Below are 14,923 nucleotides of genomic sequence, written 5' to 3'. Positions count from 1 at the left end.
TTGCTCGGTTGTTGTCTTGGTTTTTTTCCTTTCCCGGCGGGGGCCCGCCGCCCCCCGGGGGGGGCCCCCCCGCCCCCCCGGCGGGGGGGGGCCCCCCCCGGGGGGGGGGGGGCCCCCCCCCGCGAAGGGCCGCAAGGCGGCCCCAAGGTCTCAAAGGTCGAAATCGCCCGCCGCTTCCGGCTGATATTCCACTTCCAGCAGTTTCAGCTTGAGGGTCTTGCCGCCCGGTGCCGGCCAGTCGATCTGCTCGCCCACCGACAGCCCGAGCAAGGCACAACCGATGGGCGCCAGGACCGAGACATTGCCTTCCGGCCCGGCATCCTTCGGGTACACCAGGGTCAGGTGGTAGTCCTTGCCGCTGGCTTCCTCGCGGCAGTGCACGCGCGAGTTCATGGTCACCACCCCGGCCGGAACTTCCTCGTGACCGACCACCTGTTCGGCACGGTCCAGCTCATCCTGCAGGGCGAGCACACCCGGCGTACTCTCGTCGAGGCTGTCGATCAGACGCTCCAGACGCTGTACGTCCAATCGGGTGAGGATGAGGGAAGGCTTGGTGCTCATGATCCAGTCAGACTCCTTGAACGGGCGGTTTTCATCGTGCAGATAAAGCAAAACCCCGCCCAAGGGCGGGGTTTGTAATGGCTTTGGCGTCACCGACGCAGAACCCGACACTACCACAGCCGGGTAAATACTCAAGCCCCTGCGTTCAGTGTGCCTTAGCCTGCGCGCGCAGGGCCTGGGCTTCGCGGCAAATCTGCCGGCGCCGGTCGTCATCGGCCGAACGCCATTCACGGATGTGCTCCACATGCCGGTGGCAGCCCGTGCACACCCGTTGTTCGTCCAGCCGGCAAACGCTGATGCACGGCGACGGCACGGCGGGGCTGACATTGCTGTAGAGCGGCTTGGGTGGCCGGGCCTGGGGGCTGCTGCTCATGTCAGATCTCGTCGAAGTCCAGCTTCTCGCCGGCCCGCTCCCAGACGATGCGCTCGAGCATTTCGCCCAGCAGTTCATCGCTCTTCTCGCATACCCACTTGCCGCTGTCTTCGTCGTAGTCGAAGTGGAAACCGCCGGAACGGTCGGCCAGCCACAGCTGGCGCAGCGGCTCCTGGCGGCTGAAGATCAGCGTGCTGCCGTTGTCGAACTTGACGGTCAGAACGCCAGCGGAGTTCTCCATGTCCAGGTCCAGTTCGCTGTCGTCGAACAGGTCTTCCAGGGCCTGTTGGGTAGCGTCGACCAGGTCATGGAAACGCGCTTCACTCAAACTCATTGCAGGAACCTCGAAATTGGCTGCGTTACAGGCAAGCCCGGCAAGATACGGGCGCTTGCCACCGAATGCAAAGGTTTAGCCGTTGCCTTCACTGGCATGAACCCGGAGCCAGCGCAGTACTGTGGGAGCGGGCACGCCCGCGAAGCAGGCGGCGCGGTGGCTGGCACGGGCCCCGCCCGTGTTCGCGGGCACACCCGCTCCCACAGGTACCGCGCAAGGGCCTTTGCAGGCGGTAAGAATAGCCCGCCCGGCGGGCCGGCCCTCGCATAGGCAAGCCGCCGGTCGCTCGGTATACTCGGGCGCAATACTGCATATTTCTAAGGATTTCACCCATGAAGCGCCTGATTTCCTCCTTCGCGGCGCTGGTCGCTGTTGCCTGCCTCGTTTCGGCCTGCGGCCAGAAAGGCCCGCTGTATCTGCCTGAAGACGGCGATAACGGCAAAGCGCACAAGTCGCACCAGCACCAGCCAAAAGCCAAGCCGGCCCCGGTAGAGGAGCAGCAGCCCGAACTGCAGTCCGAGCCCGAGCAGTCGCCAGCGCAGTAAGGAAACCAGATGAACGCTTTCAACTACCGCGACGGCGAGCTGTTCGCGGAAGGCGTGGGCCTGTCGGCCATCGCCGAACGTTACGGCACCCCCACCTACGTGTATTCGCGCGCCCACATCGAGGCCCAGTACCGCAGCTATGCCGACGCCCTGCAAGGCACCGAGCACCTGGTGTGCTTCGCGGTAAAAGCCAACTCCAACCTGGGCGTGCTGAACGTGCTGGCACGCCTGGGCGCAGGCTTCGACATCGTTTCCGGCGGTGAGCTGGAGCGCGTGCTGGCCGCTGGCGGGCGCGCCGACCGCGTGGTGTTTTCCGGCGTCGGCAAGACCCGCGACGACATGCGCCGCGCTCTGGAAGTCGGCGTGCACTGCTTCAACGTCGAATCCACCGATGAACTGGAGCGCCTGCAAGTGGTGGCCGCCGAGATGGGCAAGGTTGCCCCGGTGTCGCTGCGGGTCAACCCGGACGTCGATGCCGGCACCCACCCGTACATCTCCACCGGCCTCAAAGAGAACAAGTTCGGCATCGCCATCGCCGACGCCGAGAGCATCTACGTGCGCGCCGCGCAGCTGCCGAACCTGGAAGTGGTCGGTGTCGACTGCCACATCGGTTCGCAGCTGACCAGCGTCGAACCGTTCCTCGATGCCCTCGATCGCCTGCTGGTGCTGGTCGATCGCCTGGCCGAGTGCGGCATCCACCTGCGCCACCTGGACCTGGGCGGTGGTGTCGGCGTGCGTTACCGCGATGAACAGCCGCCGCTGCTGGCCGATTACATCAAGGCCATCCGCGAGCGCGTCGGCGACCGCGACCTGGCCCTGGTGTTCGAGCCGGGCCGCTACATCGTGGCCAACGCCGGCGTGCTGCTGACCCGCGTGGAATACCTCAAGCACACCGAACACAAGGACTTCGCCATCGTCGACGCGGCGATGAACGACCTGATCCGCCCGGCCCTGTACCAGGCCTGGATGGGGGTCAGCGCGGTCAAGCCCCGCGCAGGCGAAGGCCGTGCCTACGACCTGGTCGGCCCGATCTGCGAAACCGGCGACTTCCTCGCCAAGGACCGCGTGCTGAACCTGGCCGAAGGTGATCTGCTGGCCGTTCAGTCCGCGGGCGCCTATGGTTTTGTCATGAGCTCCAACTACAACACCCGTGGCCGTTGCGCGGAAATCCTGGTCGACGGCGACCAGGCCTTCGAAGTCCGCCGCCGCGAGACCATCGCCGAATTGTACGCTGGCGAAAGCCTGCTGCCGGAGTAAGCCCATGCTGCTGCGTTTTACCAAGATGCATGGGCTGGGCAACGACTTCATGGTCCTCGACCTGGTCAGCCAGCACGCGCACATCCAGCCCAAGCACGCCAAGCAATGGGGTGACCGCCACACCGGCATCGGCTTCGACCAGCTGCTGATCGTCGAGGCGCCGAACAACCCGGAAGTGGACTTCCGCTATCGCATCTTCAACGCCGACGGTTCGGAGGTGGAGCAATGCGGCAACGGTGCGCGCTGCTTCGCCCGCTTCGTGCTGGACAAGCGCCTGACCGCGAAAAAGCGCATCCGCGTGGAAACCAAGAGCGGCATCATCGAACTGGACGTGCAGAACGACGGCCAGGTCCGTGTCGACATGGGCCCACCACGTTTCATCCCTGCCGAAATCCCCTTCATCGCCGACCAGCAGGCGCTGAGCTACCCACTGGAAGTCGACGGCGCGGTGCATGCGATTGCCGCCGTGTCCATGGGTAACCCGCATGCCGTGCTGCGTGTCGACGATGTGCATAGCGCCCCTGTGCATGAGCTGGGCCCGAAGATCGAGAACCACCCGCGCTTCCCGCAGCGGGTGAACGCCGGCTTCCTCCAGGTCATCGACCGCCACCGCGCCAACCTGCGCGTGTGGGAGCGCGGCGCCGGCGAAACCCAGGCCTGTGGCACCGGCGCCTGCGCCGCCGCCGTAGCGGCGATCAGCCAGGGCTGGATGGATTCCCCGGTGTCCCTCGACCTGCCCGGTGGCCGCCTGCACATCGAATGGGCCGGCCCCGGCAAGCCTGTGCTGATGACCGGCCCGGCCGTACGCGTCTACGAAGGACAGGTTCGTCTTTAAGCGAGTAACTGCCATGACCGATCAGCCCAAGGTTGTACCCCCGCAGTCCGCCGAGCTCGATGCCGAGGCGGTGGTCGCCTACTTGCGCGCCCACCCCACCTTTTTTGCCGAACACGACGAGCTGCTGGTCGAACAGCGCATTCCGCACCAGCGCGGCGACAGCGTGTCGCTGGTAGAGCGCCAGCTCAAGCTGCTGCGCGACCGCAACATCGAGATGCGCCACCGCCTGTCGCAACTGATGGATGTGGCCCGTGACAACGACCGGCTGTTCGACAAGACCCGCCGGCTCATCCTCGACCTGCTCGACGCCGGCAGCCTGGAAGAGGTGGTGATGGCGGTCGAAGACAGCCTGCGCCAGGAATTTCAGGTGCCCTTCGTCAGCCTGATCCTGTTCGGCGAAAACGTCGCGCCGGTCGGGCGCTGGGTCAGCAACGCCGAGGCCCAGCAGGCCATCGGCGCGCTGTTGGGCGGCGGCAAGACCGTCAGCGGTAACCTGCGCGAGCACGAGCTGGCCTTCCTGTTCGGCGAAGAACAGCGCCGGGAAGTGGGCTCCAGCGCCGTGGCCGCCCTGGAATACCAGGGCCTGCACGGCGTGCTGGCGATCGGCAGCCGCGACCCGCAACACTACAAGAGCAGCGTCGGTACCCTGTTCCTCGGCTACATCGCCGAAGTACTTGGCCGCGTTGTGCCACGGGTTACCCAGACCCTGCGCCCGGTACGCTGATGGAACGCCAGCTGGAGGCTTATTGCGCACACTTGCGCAACGAGCGCCAGGTGTCCGCGCACACCCTGCTGGGCTACCGTCGCGACCTGAACAAGGTCGTCGCCTACTGCAACGAACACGGCATCGCCGGCTGGCAGGCGCTGCAAATTCAGCAACTGCGGCAGCTGATCGCTCGCCAGCACCACCAGGGCCAGTCCTCGCGCAGCCTGGCGCGACTGCTGTCGGCGGTGCGCGGCCTGTACCGCTACCTCAACCGCGAAGGCCTGTGCCAGCACGACCCGGCCTGCGGCCTCAGCCCACCCAAGGGCGAACGCCGGCTGCCCAAGGTGCTCGACACCGACCGCGCCTTGCAACTGCTCGACGGCGGTGTCGATGACGACTTCATCGCCCGTCGTGACCAGGCCATTCTCGAACTGTTCTATTCGTCGGGCCTGCGCCTATCCGAGCTGACCAATCTCGACCTCGATCACCTCGACCTGGCCGCCGGCCTGGTGCAGGTGCTGGGCAAGGGCGGCAAGAGCCGTGTGCTGCCGGTCGGTCGCAAGGCGCGCGAGGCGTTGCAGGCCTGGTACCGCCTGCGCGGCATCGGCAACCCGCGCGACCGCGCAGTGTTCATCACCCGCCAGGGCAACCGCATCAGCCCGCGGGCCGTTCAGCAGCGGGTGAAGGTGGCCGGTGAGCGCGAGCTGGGCCAGCACCTGCACCCGCACATGCTTCGCCATTCCTTCGCCAGCCACGTGCTGGAATCGTCCCAGGACCTGCGCGCAGTTCAGGAGATGCTCGGCCATGCCGACATCGGCACCACGCAGATCTACACCCACCTGGACTTCCAGCACCTGGCCGCGGTGTACGACAGCGCCCACCCTCGGGCCAAACGCAGCAAAGGCACAGACTCATGAGCATCAAGCTGATCACCTTCGACCTCGACGACACCCTGTGGGACACCGCACCGGTGATTGCCAGCGCGGAAGTCGTGCTGCGCGACTGGCTCGAAGCCAATGCGCCGGTCCTTGGCGCTGTGCCGGTAGAACACCTGTTCGCCATCCGCGAGCGCCTGGTGCAGGCCGAGCCTGGCCTCAAGCACCGCATCAGCGCCCTGCGCCGACGGGTGCTGTTCCAGGCCCTGGAAGAAGTCGGTTACAGCGCGAAGCAGGCGCAGGAGCTGGCCAACGAAGGCTTCGAGGTGTTCCTGCATGCACGCCACCAGGTAGAGATTTTCCCGGAGGTGCAGCCGGTGCTGGAGATCCTGCGCCACCATTACACCCTGGGCGTGGTTACCAACGGCAATGCCGATGTGAGCCGGCTGGGGCTGGCGGACTATTTCCGCTTTGCCCTGTGCGCCGAAGACCTCGGGGTTGGCAAGCCGGACCCGGCGCCATTCCTCGAAGCCCTGCGCCGGGGTGAGGTGGAGGCCAGCGCGGCGGTGCACATTGGCGACCACCCCGGCGACGACATCGCCGGCGCCCAGCGCGCCGGGCTGCGTGCGGTGTGGTTCAACCCGCAGGGCAAGGCCTGGGCTGGGGAACAGGCACCGGATGCCGAGATCCAGCGCCTGTCGCAGCTGCCCGACATCCTCGCGCGCTGGCGCTGACAGGGGCCGCTGCGCAGCCCATTCGCGGGTGAACCCGCTCCCACAAAGACCGTGCAGGGCCTAAGGTCTGTGGTGAACCTGTGGGAGCGGGTTCACCCGCGAAGAGGGCAGCAAGGCCAACACAAAACCCACAAGCACAAAAAAGCCCGCAGCGACGGCGGGCTCTTTTCAAACAGCCACTCAGATAGGGCGGCTGCCGTACTTGTTGTCCGGCTTCTTGGGCGGGTCGGCGACCACGTTGGCCTCGACTTCCTGAACCTTGCCACCACGAGCGAGGAACTCTTCCATGGCCCGGGCCAGGGCGTCACGCTCTTTCTGCTTGGCTTCCAAGCTCGGCATCTCGTCTACCGAGACAGCCGCCTTGGATTTGCCCTTGGCCGTGGGCGCCGGGCTGCTGTCATCATCGCCGGCATCTTCGGCGACATCATCAGCAGCGGCTTCGAGGCCCTCATCAGCCTCGTCTTCGTCACCTACTTCGAGGTCATCATTTTCCAGATCGTCGTCGCTCATGTTCTACCTCATGACTTGCGAAAAGCAGGTTAGTTATAGACCAGTGCAGCCGTAGACCGGCAGCCACCAGTGAAAATTCAACTGGCCGTGGGTTAGGCCACTGCCCCAGGCTTGGCGCTCCTGATGGGAGGCGGCACCCAGCAGGCCCTGCTCCTGGCAGGACCTGACAAAATCCATTCGCCCCTGCTGGCCACACGCTATTGGCAAGCCTAGCAAAGGCTGGCGAAGCGTGTGGACTACTCGTCAAACACCCTTCGGCGCGCATTCTAGCGCGCCAGCAGAAAAAGCAAAGCACCATGAATGCTCTACGTTTTGTAAGTTTTCTACCTACGTCACGAACGTGTCGGATAAACCGTTTGCCGTGCAGGAAATGCTAAAAAACTGGCAAAAAAAATGCCCGGCGAACCGGGCAAGTTTTTATCGCATCGCAGTTACAGGTTGTAGCCGCGCTCGTTGTGCTGAGCCAGGTCGAGGCCGACCGACTCTTCTTCTTCGTTGACCCGCAGGCCCATCACCACATCCAGCACCTTGAGGATCACGTAGGTGACGATGGCGGTGTAGACCACGGTGAAGATCACCCCTTTGGCCTGGACCCAGACCTGCATGCCGATGTCGGTGACGGTACCGAAGCCGCCCAGCGCCGGGGCTGCGAACACACCGGTAAGAATGGCGCCGATGATACCGCCGATGCCATGCACGCCGAAGGCGTCCAGCGAGTCGTCATAACCGAGCCGGCGCTTGAGGCTGGTGGCGCAGAAGTAGCAGATCACACCCGACGCCAGGCCGATCACCAGGGCGCCCATCGGGCCCACGGTACCGGCAGCCGGGGTAATCGCGACCAGGCCGGCGACCACACCCGAGGCAATGCCCAGGGCACTCGGTTTGCCATGGCCGATCCACTCGGCGAACATCCAGCCCAGGGCGGCGGCGGCAGTAGCGATCTGGGTGACCAGCATGGCCATGCCGGCGGTGCCGTTGGCGGCGGCGGCAGAACCTGCGTTGAAGCCGAACCAGCCGATCCACAGCATGGCCGCGCCCATCAGGGTGTAACCCAGGTTGTGCGGTGCCATCGGCGTGGTCGGGTAACCCTTGCGCTTGCCCAGCACCAGGCAGCAGACCAGGCCGGCGATACCGGCGTTGATGTGCACCACGGTGCCGCCAGCGAAGTCCAGCACACCCCAGTCCCACATCAGCGCACCGTCACCGCTCCAGACCATGTGCGCGATCGGCGCGTAGACCAGGGTGAACCAGATGCCCATGAACACCAGCATCGCGGAGAACTTCATGCGCTCGGCGAAGGCACCGACGATCAGCGCCGGGGTGATGATGGCGAAGGTCATCTGGAAGGTGATGAACACCGCTTCAGGGAACAGCGCGGTGGCCGAGGTCAGGTTCGAGGGCGTGACGCCGCTGAGAAACGCCTTGGAGAAGCCACCGACGAAGGAATTGAAGTTGAGCACGCCCTTTTCCATACCCGTGGTATCGAAGGCCATGCTGTAGCCGTACACGACCCAGAGGATGCTCATCAGGCCGGTGATTGCAAAGCACTGCATCATCACCGACAGCACGTTCTTCGAACGCACCATGCCGCCATAGAACAGGGCCAGGCCCGGAATGGTCATGAACAGCACCAGCGCCGTTGCGGTCAGCATCCAGGCGGTGTCGCCGGAATTCAGCGCTGGGGCAGCTTCCTCTGCCAGGGCAAGCCCGGGCATTACGAGGGACAATAGGGCTCCTAGCCCTGCGATCTTACGCAGAGTCATGTTGTTTTCTCCTGGGGCGTTGGGTTTGGTGAGGCTTTGTTGCTGCTTAGATCGCGTCGGTATCGGTTTCGCCGGTACGGATGCGGATCGCCTGCTCCAGATTCACCACGAAAATCTTGCCGTCACCGATCTTGCCGGTGTTGGCTGCCTTGGTGATGGCTTCGATTACCCGATCAAGGTCCTTGTCATCGATGGCGACATCGATCTTCACCTTGGGCAGGAAATCGACCACGTATTCAGCACCGCGATACAGCTCGGTGTGGCCCTTCTGCCGACCGAAGCCTTTGACTTCGGTGACGGTGATGCCCTGCACGCCGATTTCCGACAGCGACTCGCGCACGTCGTCCAGCTTGAACGGCTTGATGATGGCTGTGACTAGCTTCATGAAACTCTCTCCCGATTTGGTGGACTTGCCCCAGGAAAACAAACCCGTCTCAAGTCTAAGCGCAGCGGTTGGCTTTGTAACGCGTCGTCGGCATCCGGCTCCGCGTGCGCACTGCCTGGTCACAAAGAACTGCATCAGTGCATGGCTCGTACAGGTCTTTGCAGAAACCTTGCCAGTTCCGCCAACGCGCCGAAAAACAGCGGGTTATGCGATTTACTCAGGATTGGCCAGTCGCCAGCATGGGTAACACGCACAGTTTCGGTGCGCACCGGCCTGGCGCGTTGCTCGAAAAATGTGCAAATACCGTTGGCAACGCGCGCGCCCACCAGAGGTCGATGGCCAAGCCGGGGCCAGATTGGCCCGTGCTACACTGCCGGCCATTTCTCCGTTTCAGTGGACCACCTCATGCTCGCGCCAAAAGCCCTTCTCGATGCCCTGAGCGACCAGGCCTCGCGCCTGTTCAGCAGCGACACCGCCCAGCCTCGTGCCGAACTGGAAAGCCAGTTCAAGGTGCTGATGCAAGGTGCCTTCAGCAAGCTGGACCTGGTCAGCCGCGAAGAATTCGACAGCCAGATGGTCGTACTGGCGCGCACCCGTGCGCGCCTCGAAGCCCTGGAAAAACAGGTAGCGGAACTGGAAGCACGGCTGACCCCGAACGCACCGGAAACTAGCGCATAGCGGCATGTTTCGGTGGCAGCTCGCTGGCATGCAGGGTGCCGCGAAACAGCGCAGCGCCACACTGGGTGAACAGGTTCTTGACCCGGCTGCGTGAATTGAGGACCTCGGCCTGGATCTGCTCGATGGCCGCGTCGCCCGGCTGCAGGGTGGCTGCGCGCTTGACCCATTCGATGGCGGCAAAGCGGCTTTGCTTGCGGGTACCGCGCCCCTGCATCCAGGCCAGCCCCAGCTCGGCGCTGGCACGCCCGGCAATCCACGGCTCAGGGTGCTCGACCAGGCTCTGCAGGTAAGCCACCGCCTCGGGCTGCTCGTGCGGCTGACCAAACTGACGCAGCAGAATCCCCAGCTGCAACCGCGCGCGGGCATTGGTCTGCGCGTTGCCCAGCGCGTCGACCAGCAGGTGCCGCACCGCCAGCATGGCATTGCGTTCGCTGAGATCCTCATCGCCATCCATGCGCAAGCGGGCGAGCTTGTACTTGGCTTGCCGGCTGCCCGCCTCCACCGCACGCTGCAGCCAGTATTCGGCGGCTTCGTCATCCACATAGTGTTCCGGGGTGTTGTCGAGGCCGCCACGGTGCAACTCGTACAACGCAAGGGCAGCCCCCGCCAGGTTCAGCTCGGCACAGCGCTCATACAGGTAGCAGGCCACCTCGTGCCGGTTACCGGCCCAAAGCAACCGCGCCACCTCGAGCACTGCGAACCCCGGCGCCCGGCCAGCGCATTGGCGCTTTACCGCACGCTGCGCCCACGCCTTGGCCTGCTCGGCCGAGCGCGAAAAACCCCACAGGCCGAAACGGTGCGCGACGGCGCGCAACGCGCAAGCCGCAGCGTGCGAGTGGCCATCACACAAGCGTTCGACGGCGCGGCGCAACAGCTGCTGTTCATCCGTCGCGTCATGCAGCAGTACCATCTCGGCCAGGCAGCGAAAAGGCTCGCCCATGGCCGGGACAGCGCCATGATCGGCCTGGCACGCCAGGCTCGCGGCGAAGTCGTGCATGGCGCCGACCGGGTCCTGCAATGCATGGCCGCGCAATGCCCCGCGCCAAGCCAGCAGAACTGCATGCTCCCTGGGCCTTAGCGAGCGTTTCGACCAGGCCTCGAACACCTGCTGCCACGCGGCAACGGCCTGCGACTGAGCTGCATGTGGCAGCGTCAGCCGGTCTTCGACTGCCATCCAGCGCAGCGCATTACGCAGTGTTTCGTCCCACGCCTCACACAACGGGCCGGCGGCCAGCAACTCGATTGCATCTGGGCTGCCTTGCAGGTGCACGGCAAGGGCCTGGACCGCTTCGAAACAGCCGGGGCGTGCCGCCAGCGCATGGCGCAACCAGTAATAGCGAGGGTCCTCGGTTTCGTGCTCGCTCCGTTGGCCCAGGCACGCCGGCAATGCCTGCGGCAGTTCCGCCAGGGGCTGCAGCCCGTAACGCACCAGCAACGGCGCGGCGGCCTCCTGCACTTCGACATCGGCATGCGCGCTGGGCCTGAAGCGCGCCGGTTGACCGTGGAACAGTTCGCTCAACCAGCCAGGCTCACGGAACTGCGCACTGATACGCAGCATGCCAATGGCGGCGGCCACGGGCTTGGCGCTACGGCCCATGGCCTGCAACAAGTGCGCGGTCGCGGTTTCACAGATTTGCTCTACGGCCAGCCAGCGCGCCGCATCGCTCGCGCCACTGTTCTGCACCTGGCAGGCTCGGTGGAAGCAGTGCAAACCCATCACCAGCTGTGGGTGATAGGCCTTGGGGCAGGCGTCGATCCAGGCTTTGAGCACCTGGCTCAAGGCCTTGTCGCCCTGGCTGTCCGGGTCGACCAGCAGGTGCCCTTCGATGGCCGTCAGGTAGTCGGCAAACTCACCAGGCGGCGCTTGCCACCATTGCCTTTCGAGGCTGTGGAAAAAACGGTCGAGTTCAACGAATGCGCTGGCCTGCACCAGTTCGCGGATTACCTGACGCGTGCGGGTGAGCGTTTGCACGGAGCACTACCTCAAGTCCATTTGAAAGAAGCTGCGGTGCCATCCCATGGCAACCGCCTCTGCTCGACAACACTAAGCCATACCTGGCAGCCGCGCAAAGGCAATTGGATCCATTTCTCACCGAAAGCGAGCAAACACAGGGGAAATCCCTGCCCTGAAAAACCGCGACGCACACTTCTTGCGCTTGCTGTTGAGGTGTTGGCTATTCTTGCCGCAGCCGCAGGAAGCGGCCCATTTCAGCGACAACGGAGCGTCCATGTCCCTAGCCCTCGTCCACAGCCGCGCCCAAGTGGGCGTACAGGCACCGGCGGTCAGCGTCGAAACCCACCTGGCCAACGGCTTGCCCCATCTCACCCTCGTCGGCCTGCCGGAAACCACGGTCAAGGAAAGCAAGGACCGGGTTCGCAGCGCCATCGTCAACTCCGGGCTGAACTACCCGCAGCGGCGCATCACCCAGAACCTCGCCCCCGCCGACCTGCCCAAGGATGGCGGGCGCTATGACCTGGCCATCGCCCTGGGCATTCTGGCCGCCGATGGCCAGGTGCCAACGGCCATCCTTGGCGAAGTCGAATGCCTGGGCGAACTGGCGCTGTCCGGAACGTTGCGCCCGGTACAGGGCGTGTTGCCCGCAGCACTGGCAGCACGCGAAGCCGGGCGGGCGCTGGTGGTGCCACGGGAAAACGCCGAGGAAGCCAGCCTGGCCGGCGGCCTGGTGGTTTATGCGGTGGGGCATTTGCTGGAGCTGGTCGCCCACCTTAACGGCCAGGTGCCGCTGCCGCCGTACGCTGCCAATGGTTTGGTCCTGCAACAACGGCCTTACCCGGACATGAGCGAAGTGCAGGGCCAGCTGGCTGCCAAGCGCGCCCTGCTGCTGGCGGCGGCCGGGGCGCATAACCTGCTGTTCACCGGGCCGCCCGGTACCGGCAAGACCTTGCTCGCCAGCCGCCTGCCGGGCTTGCTGCCGCCGCTGGATGAGCACGAAGCGCTGGAAGTGGCGGCGATCCAGTCGGTCAGTGGGCATACACCGCTGAACAGCTGGCCGCAGCGGCCTTTTCGCCATCCTCACCACTCCGCATCCGGCCCGGCACTGGTGGGCGGCAGCAGCCGGCCGCAACCAGGCGAAATCACCCTGGCCCACCATGGCGTGCTGTTTCTCGACGAACTGCCGGAGTTCGAGCGGCGCGTGCTGGAGGTGCTGCGCGAGCCGCTGGAGTCGGGCGAAATCGTGATTGCCCGGGCCCGCGACAAGGTGCGCTTCCCGGCACGCTTCCAGCTGGTGGCGGCGATGAACCCGTGCCCTTGTGGCTACCTGGGCGACCCGACTGGGCGCTGCCGCTGCAGCACCGAGCAGATCGCGCGCTATCGCAACAAGCTGTCCGGGCCGCTGCTGGACCGCATCGACCTGCACCTGACCGTGGCCCGCGAGAGCACCACGTTGAACAACCAGCCCTGCGGCGAGAGCAGCGCCGATGTCGCGCTCAAGGTGGCCGAGGCGCGTGAACTGCAACAACGCCGGCAAGGCTGTGCGAATGCGTTTCTCGACCTGGAGGGGTTGCGCCGCCATTGTGGCCTGGCGACGGCGGACCAGGCCTGGCTGGAGGGCGCTTGTGAGCGCTTGACCCTGTCATTGCGCGCGGCGCACCGCTTGTTGAAAGTGGCGCGAACGCTGGCCGATCTGCAGGGCTGCGATGCGATTGGCCGGGCGCACCTGGCCGAAGCCCTGCAGTACCGGCCGGGCAGCCACTAGATACCGCCCTGTCGCATGCAAACTGCATTCGCAAGCGCCCCGCCTACCCGGTGGGAGCTTTAGCCGCGAACACCGGCAAATCCGGTGCCATGCAACGCGCCGTCTGCTTCGCGGGTGAACCCGCTCCCACAGGCACCACGCAGGCCTCGGGCTAACGCTGCACCTGTGGGAGCGGCTTTAGCCGCGAACACCGGCAAAGCCGGTGCCATCCTCCGCGTTGTCTGCTTCGCGGGCTTGCCCGCTCCCACAGGGAACGCAAGCCCGCGAAGGAGCCGGAACAGCCCGACCTCATTGATGGCCAGCCAAAGCCTCTTCAACCGCCCTCAGCAACACCTCTTCGGAAAACGGCTTGCCCAGGCAGGCCAGCGCCCCGCCGCCCATGGCCGCCTGCACCGCGCCATCGTCCCAGTGCGCCGACATGCAGATCACCGGCAGCGCCCATTGCCGCCGGGTCAGTTCACGCTGCACCTGCAGCCCGTTCATCCCCGGCATCCGCAGATCGAGCAGTACACAACCCGCCCGCCGCGCCCGCTCCGAGGCCAGAAACGCGTCGCCCGCCGCGAACGCCAAGCTCTCGAACCCGGCCGAGCGCAACAGGTTGGCCAGGCTTTTGCGCACTGAAGCATCGTCATCGACGATGCACACCGCTCTGCTCATGCGCCGCCCAGGCCCTCAGGTCGCGCCCCGATGACGTTGTGCATGGCCACCAGCTCCAGCAGCGAGCGGGACTGCATCTTGTTCATGATGTTTTTCTTGTGCACCTTGGTTGTGACCTCGCTGGTACCGATGTGCCTGGCGATCTGCTTGTGTGACAGCCCATCGACCACCAGCGAGAACACCTGCCGCTCACGCTGGGTCAGGCGCTGGTACTTTTCTTCGACCTGGCGCGCATGGCGCCACTTGCGCCCTTCAGCCACGGCGCGCGTGCGCACGGCCTGCAGCAGTGTCAGCAACTGGTCTTCGTCGAACGGCTTGGTCAGGAACTCGACCGCCCCGGCGCGCATGGCCTGCACGGTCATCGGGATGGTGCCGAAACCGGTCATGAACACCACAGGCCAGGGCAGTGCGAGCCGGCGCAGCGCGTCTTGCACTTCCAGGCCGCTGGTATCGGGCAGGTGCATATCCAGCAACAGGCAGGCGCAGGGGCTGTCCAGACGGGCCTCGAACAGCGCCTCGGCACTGGCGAACAAATGATGCGGGATGCCTTGCGAACGCAGCAGCCGGCCCAACGCCGTACGCACCGACGGGTCGTCATCCACCACCAGCACCGGCACGTTCAAGTGCTCGTCGAGCGGCGCGAGCGTGTCGGCCACGCTGCACAGCGGCGACGCACCCAACGCCTTGCCGGGCATGTCGAAGCAGATTTCCGCGGCCAGGCGATAGCCCCGGCGCGGCACGGTCTGAATCAGCCCACGGTCGCCGAAGGCCTTGCGCAGCAACGACACCTGCACCTGCAGGTTGTTGTCCTCGACCACCGTGCCGGCCCACACCTGGTTGAACAGCTCGTCCTTGCCGACCACCCGGCCCCTGGCCCTGATCAGCGTGGCCAGCACCTCGAAGGCACGCCCGCCCAACAGCACCGGCTTGCCATCGACAAAGGCTTCGCGCCGCTCCAGCGACACCTGGGCATTACCTATCCGGATCATGG

17 protein-coding genes are annotated in these 14,923 nt (G+C 65.2%); 8 read left to right on the top strand and 9 right to left on the bottom strand.

Features of this window, described 5'->3' with window-relative positions; genetic code table 11:
• Positions 1 to 150: 150 nt before the first annotated feature.
• From rnk to cyaY, 3 genes are all read right to left on the bottom strand, one after another.
• Positions 151 to 561, bottom strand: coding sequence for a nucleoside diphosphate kinase regulator (gene rnk, locus C6A77_RS21045; protein ID WP_114171205.1), 411 nt, complete (start codon positions 559 to 561; stop codon positions 151 to 153).
• A 145-nt stretch (positions 562 to 706) separates the two neighbouring features.
• Positions 707 to 934 (bottom strand): DUF1289 domain-containing protein, encoded by a 228-nt coding sequence (locus tag C6A77_RS21040; RefSeq protein WP_114171204.1) that lies wholly within the window; start codon positions 932 to 934, stop codon positions 707 to 709.
• Between the two features lies 1 nt (position 935).
• Positions 936 to 1,268, bottom strand: a complete 333-nt coding sequence (cyaY, locus tag C6A77_RS21035; protein WP_114171203.1) for an iron donor protein CyaY — start codon at positions 1,266 to 1,268, stop codon at positions 936 to 938.
• 332 nt (positions 1,269 to 1,600) lie between these two features.
• Between cyaY and C6A77_RS21025 the strand changes: the two genes are divergently transcribed.
• The 6 genes from C6A77_RS21025 to C6A77_RS21000 are packed head-to-tail and all read left to right on the top strand — an operon-like array spanning position 1,601 to position 6,220.
• The gene (locus C6A77_RS21025) at positions 1,601 to 1,813 is read left to right on the top strand and encodes a lipoprotein (RefSeq protein WP_112249869.1); all 213 of its coding nucleotides are present in this window, start codon (positions 1,601 to 1,603) and stop codon (positions 1,811 to 1,813) included.
• Between the two features lie 9 nt (positions 1,814 to 1,822).
• Entirely contained in the window at positions 1,823 to 3,070 is a 1,248-nt protein-coding gene (gene lysA / locus C6A77_RS21020) for a diaminopimelate decarboxylase (protein WP_114171201.1), read from the top strand.
• A gap of 4 nt (positions 3,071 to 3,074) precedes the next feature.
• Entirely contained in the window at positions 3,075 to 3,905 is an 831-nt protein-coding gene (gene dapF / locus C6A77_RS21015) for a diaminopimelate epimerase (protein ID WP_114171200.1), read from the top strand.
• A gap of 13 nt (positions 3,906 to 3,918) precedes the next feature.
• Positions 3,919 to 4,629 carry a DUF484 family protein gene (locus tag C6A77_RS21010; RefSeq protein ID WP_114171199.1) on the top strand — a complete coding sequence of 237 codons (711 nt, stop codon included), beginning with the start codon at positions 3,919 to 3,921 and terminating at the stop codon, positions 4,627 to 4,629.
• A complete protein-coding gene (gene xerC / locus C6A77_RS21005; protein WP_114171198.1) occupies positions 4,629 to 5,528 on the top strand; it encodes a tyrosine recombinase XerC in 900 nt (299 codons plus the stop codon). The genes C6A77_RS21010 and xerC overlap by 1 nt, the downstream gene beginning before the upstream one ends.
• A complete protein-coding gene (locus C6A77_RS21000) occupies positions 5,525 to 6,220 on the top strand; it encodes an HAD-IA family hydrolase (protein WP_114171197.1) in 696 nt (231 codons plus the stop codon). Before xerC ends, C6A77_RS21000 begins: the two co-directional genes overlap by 4 nt.
• A gap of 180 nt (positions 6,221 to 6,400) precedes the next feature.
• Here the strand turns inward: C6A77_RS21000 and sutA are convergent, their stop codons facing one another.
• The 3 genes from sutA to glnK form a co-directional block, all read right to left on the bottom strand.
• On the bottom strand, positions 6,401 to 6,730 hold the full coding sequence (sutA, locus tag C6A77_RS20995) for a transcriptional regulator SutA (RefSeq protein ID WP_114171196.1): 330 nt from the start codon (positions 6,728 to 6,730) through the stop codon (positions 6,401 to 6,403).
• Positions 6,731 to 7,161: 431 nt separating this feature from the next.
• Entirely contained in the window at positions 7,162 to 8,493 is a 1,332-nt protein-coding gene (locus C6A77_RS20990; RefSeq protein WP_114171195.1) for an ammonium transporter, read from the bottom strand.
• Between the two features lie 46 nt (positions 8,494 to 8,539).
• Positions 8,540 to 8,878 (bottom strand): P-II family nitrogen regulator, encoded by a 339-nt coding sequence (gene glnK / locus C6A77_RS20985; protein WP_002555808.1) that lies wholly within the window; start codon positions 8,876 to 8,878, stop codon positions 8,540 to 8,542.
• A 405-nt stretch (positions 8,879 to 9,283) separates the two neighbouring features.
• Here glnK and C6A77_RS20980 point away from each other — a divergent pair, with 405 nt between their 5' ends.
• A complete protein-coding gene (locus C6A77_RS20980) occupies positions 9,284 to 9,556 on the top strand; it encodes an accessory factor UbiK family protein (protein ID WP_114171194.1) in 273 nt (90 codons plus the stop codon).
• Here C6A77_RS20980 and C6A77_RS20975 read toward each other — a convergent pair.
• Complete coding sequence (locus C6A77_RS20975) at positions 9,546 to 11,528, bottom strand: DUF4034 domain-containing protein (RefSeq protein WP_114171193.1); 1,983 nt, start codon at positions 11,526 to 11,528, stop codon at positions 9,546 to 9,548. The genes C6A77_RS20980 and C6A77_RS20975 overlap by 11 nt on opposite strands.
• 256 nt (positions 11,529 to 11,784) lie before the next feature.
• Here C6A77_RS20975 and C6A77_RS20970 point away from each other — a divergent pair, with 256 nt between their 5' ends.
• Positions 11,785 to 13,275 carry a YifB family Mg chelatase-like AAA ATPase gene (locus tag C6A77_RS20970; protein WP_114171192.1) on the top strand — a complete coding sequence of 497 codons (1,491 nt, stop codon included), beginning with the start codon at positions 11,785 to 11,787 and terminating at the stop codon, positions 13,273 to 13,275.
• Between the two features lie 288 nt (positions 13,276 to 13,563).
• Here the strand turns inward: C6A77_RS20970 and C6A77_RS20960 are convergent, their stop codons facing one another.
• Both C6A77_RS20960 and C6A77_RS20955 read right to left on the bottom strand, forming a co-directional pair.
• A complete protein-coding gene (locus C6A77_RS20960) occupies positions 13,564 to 13,920 on the bottom strand; it encodes a response regulator (protein WP_114171191.1) in 357 nt (118 codons plus the stop codon).
• An 8-nt stretch (positions 13,921 to 13,928) separates the two neighbouring features.
• On the bottom strand, positions 13,929 to 14,921 hold the full coding sequence (locus C6A77_RS20955) for a response regulator (protein ID WP_114171190.1): 993 nt from the start codon (positions 14,919 to 14,921) through the stop codon (positions 13,929 to 13,931).
• Positions 14,922 to 14,923: the final 2 nt, after the last annotated feature.

Origin of the sequence: Pseudomonas sp. AFG_SD02_1510_Pfu_092 (genome assembly GCF_003331055.1) — a bacterium.
Lineage (GTDB): Bacteria > Pseudomonadota > Gammaproteobacteria > Pseudomonadales > Pseudomonadaceae > Aquipseudomonas.
The sequence above is the reverse complement of the archived record's forward strand: the minus strand, read 5'-3'. Positions and strand labels throughout refer to the sequence as shown.

Excerpts from the sequence above, each read along its gene's own strand:
- rnk (WP_114171205.1), bottom strand. The coding sequence starts at position 561 with ATGAGCACCAAGCCTTCCCTCATCCTCACCCGATTGGACGTACAGCGT.
- C6A77_RS21040 (WP_114171204.1), bottom strand. The coding sequence starts at position 934 with ATGAGCAGCAGCCCCCAGGCCCGGCCACCCAAGCCGCTCTACAGCAAT.
- cyaY (WP_114171203.1), bottom strand. The coding sequence starts at position 1,268 with ATGAGTTTGAGTGAAGCGCGTTTCCATGACCTGGTCGACGCTACCCAA.
- C6A77_RS21025 (WP_112249869.1), top strand. The coding sequence starts at position 1,601 with ATGAAGCGCCTGATTTCCTCCTTCGCGGCGCTGGTCGCTGTTGCCTGC.
- lysA (WP_114171201.1), top strand. The coding sequence starts at position 1,823 with ATGAACGCTTTCAACTACCGCGACGGCGAGCTGTTCGCGGAAGGCGTG.
- dapF (WP_114171200.1), top strand. The coding sequence starts at position 3,075 with ATGCTGCTGCGTTTTACCAAGATGCATGGGCTGGGCAACGACTTCATG.
- C6A77_RS21010 (WP_114171199.1), top strand. The coding sequence starts at position 3,919 with ATGACCGATCAGCCCAAGGTTGTACCCCCGCAGTCCGCCGAGCTCGAT.
- xerC (WP_114171198.1), top strand. The coding sequence starts at position 4,629 with ATGGAACGCCAGCTGGAGGCTTATTGCGCACACTTGCGCAACGAGCGC.
- C6A77_RS21000 (WP_114171197.1), top strand. The coding sequence starts at position 5,525 with ATGAGCATCAAGCTGATCACCTTCGACCTCGACGACACCCTGTGGGAC.
- sutA (WP_114171196.1), bottom strand. The coding sequence starts at position 6,730 with ATGAGCGACGACGATCTGGAAAATGATGACCTCGAAGTAGGTGACGAA.
- C6A77_RS20990 (WP_114171195.1), bottom strand. The coding sequence starts at position 8,493 with ATGACTCTGCGTAAGATCGCAGGGCTAGGAGCCCTATTGTCCCTCGTA.
- glnK (WP_002555808.1), bottom strand. The coding sequence starts at position 8,878 with ATGAAGCTAGTCACAGCCATCATCAAGCCGTTCAAGCTGGACGACGTG.
- C6A77_RS20980 (WP_114171194.1), top strand. The coding sequence starts at position 9,284 with ATGCTCGCGCCAAAAGCCCTTCTCGATGCCCTGAGCGACCAGGCCTCG.
- C6A77_RS20970 (WP_114171192.1), top strand. The coding sequence starts at position 11,785 with ATGTCCCTAGCCCTCGTCCACAGCCGCGCCCAAGTGGGCGTACAGGCA.
- C6A77_RS20955 (WP_114171190.1), bottom strand. The coding sequence starts at position 14,921 with ATGATCCGGATAGGTAATGCCCAGGTGTCGCTGGAGCGGCGCGAAGCC.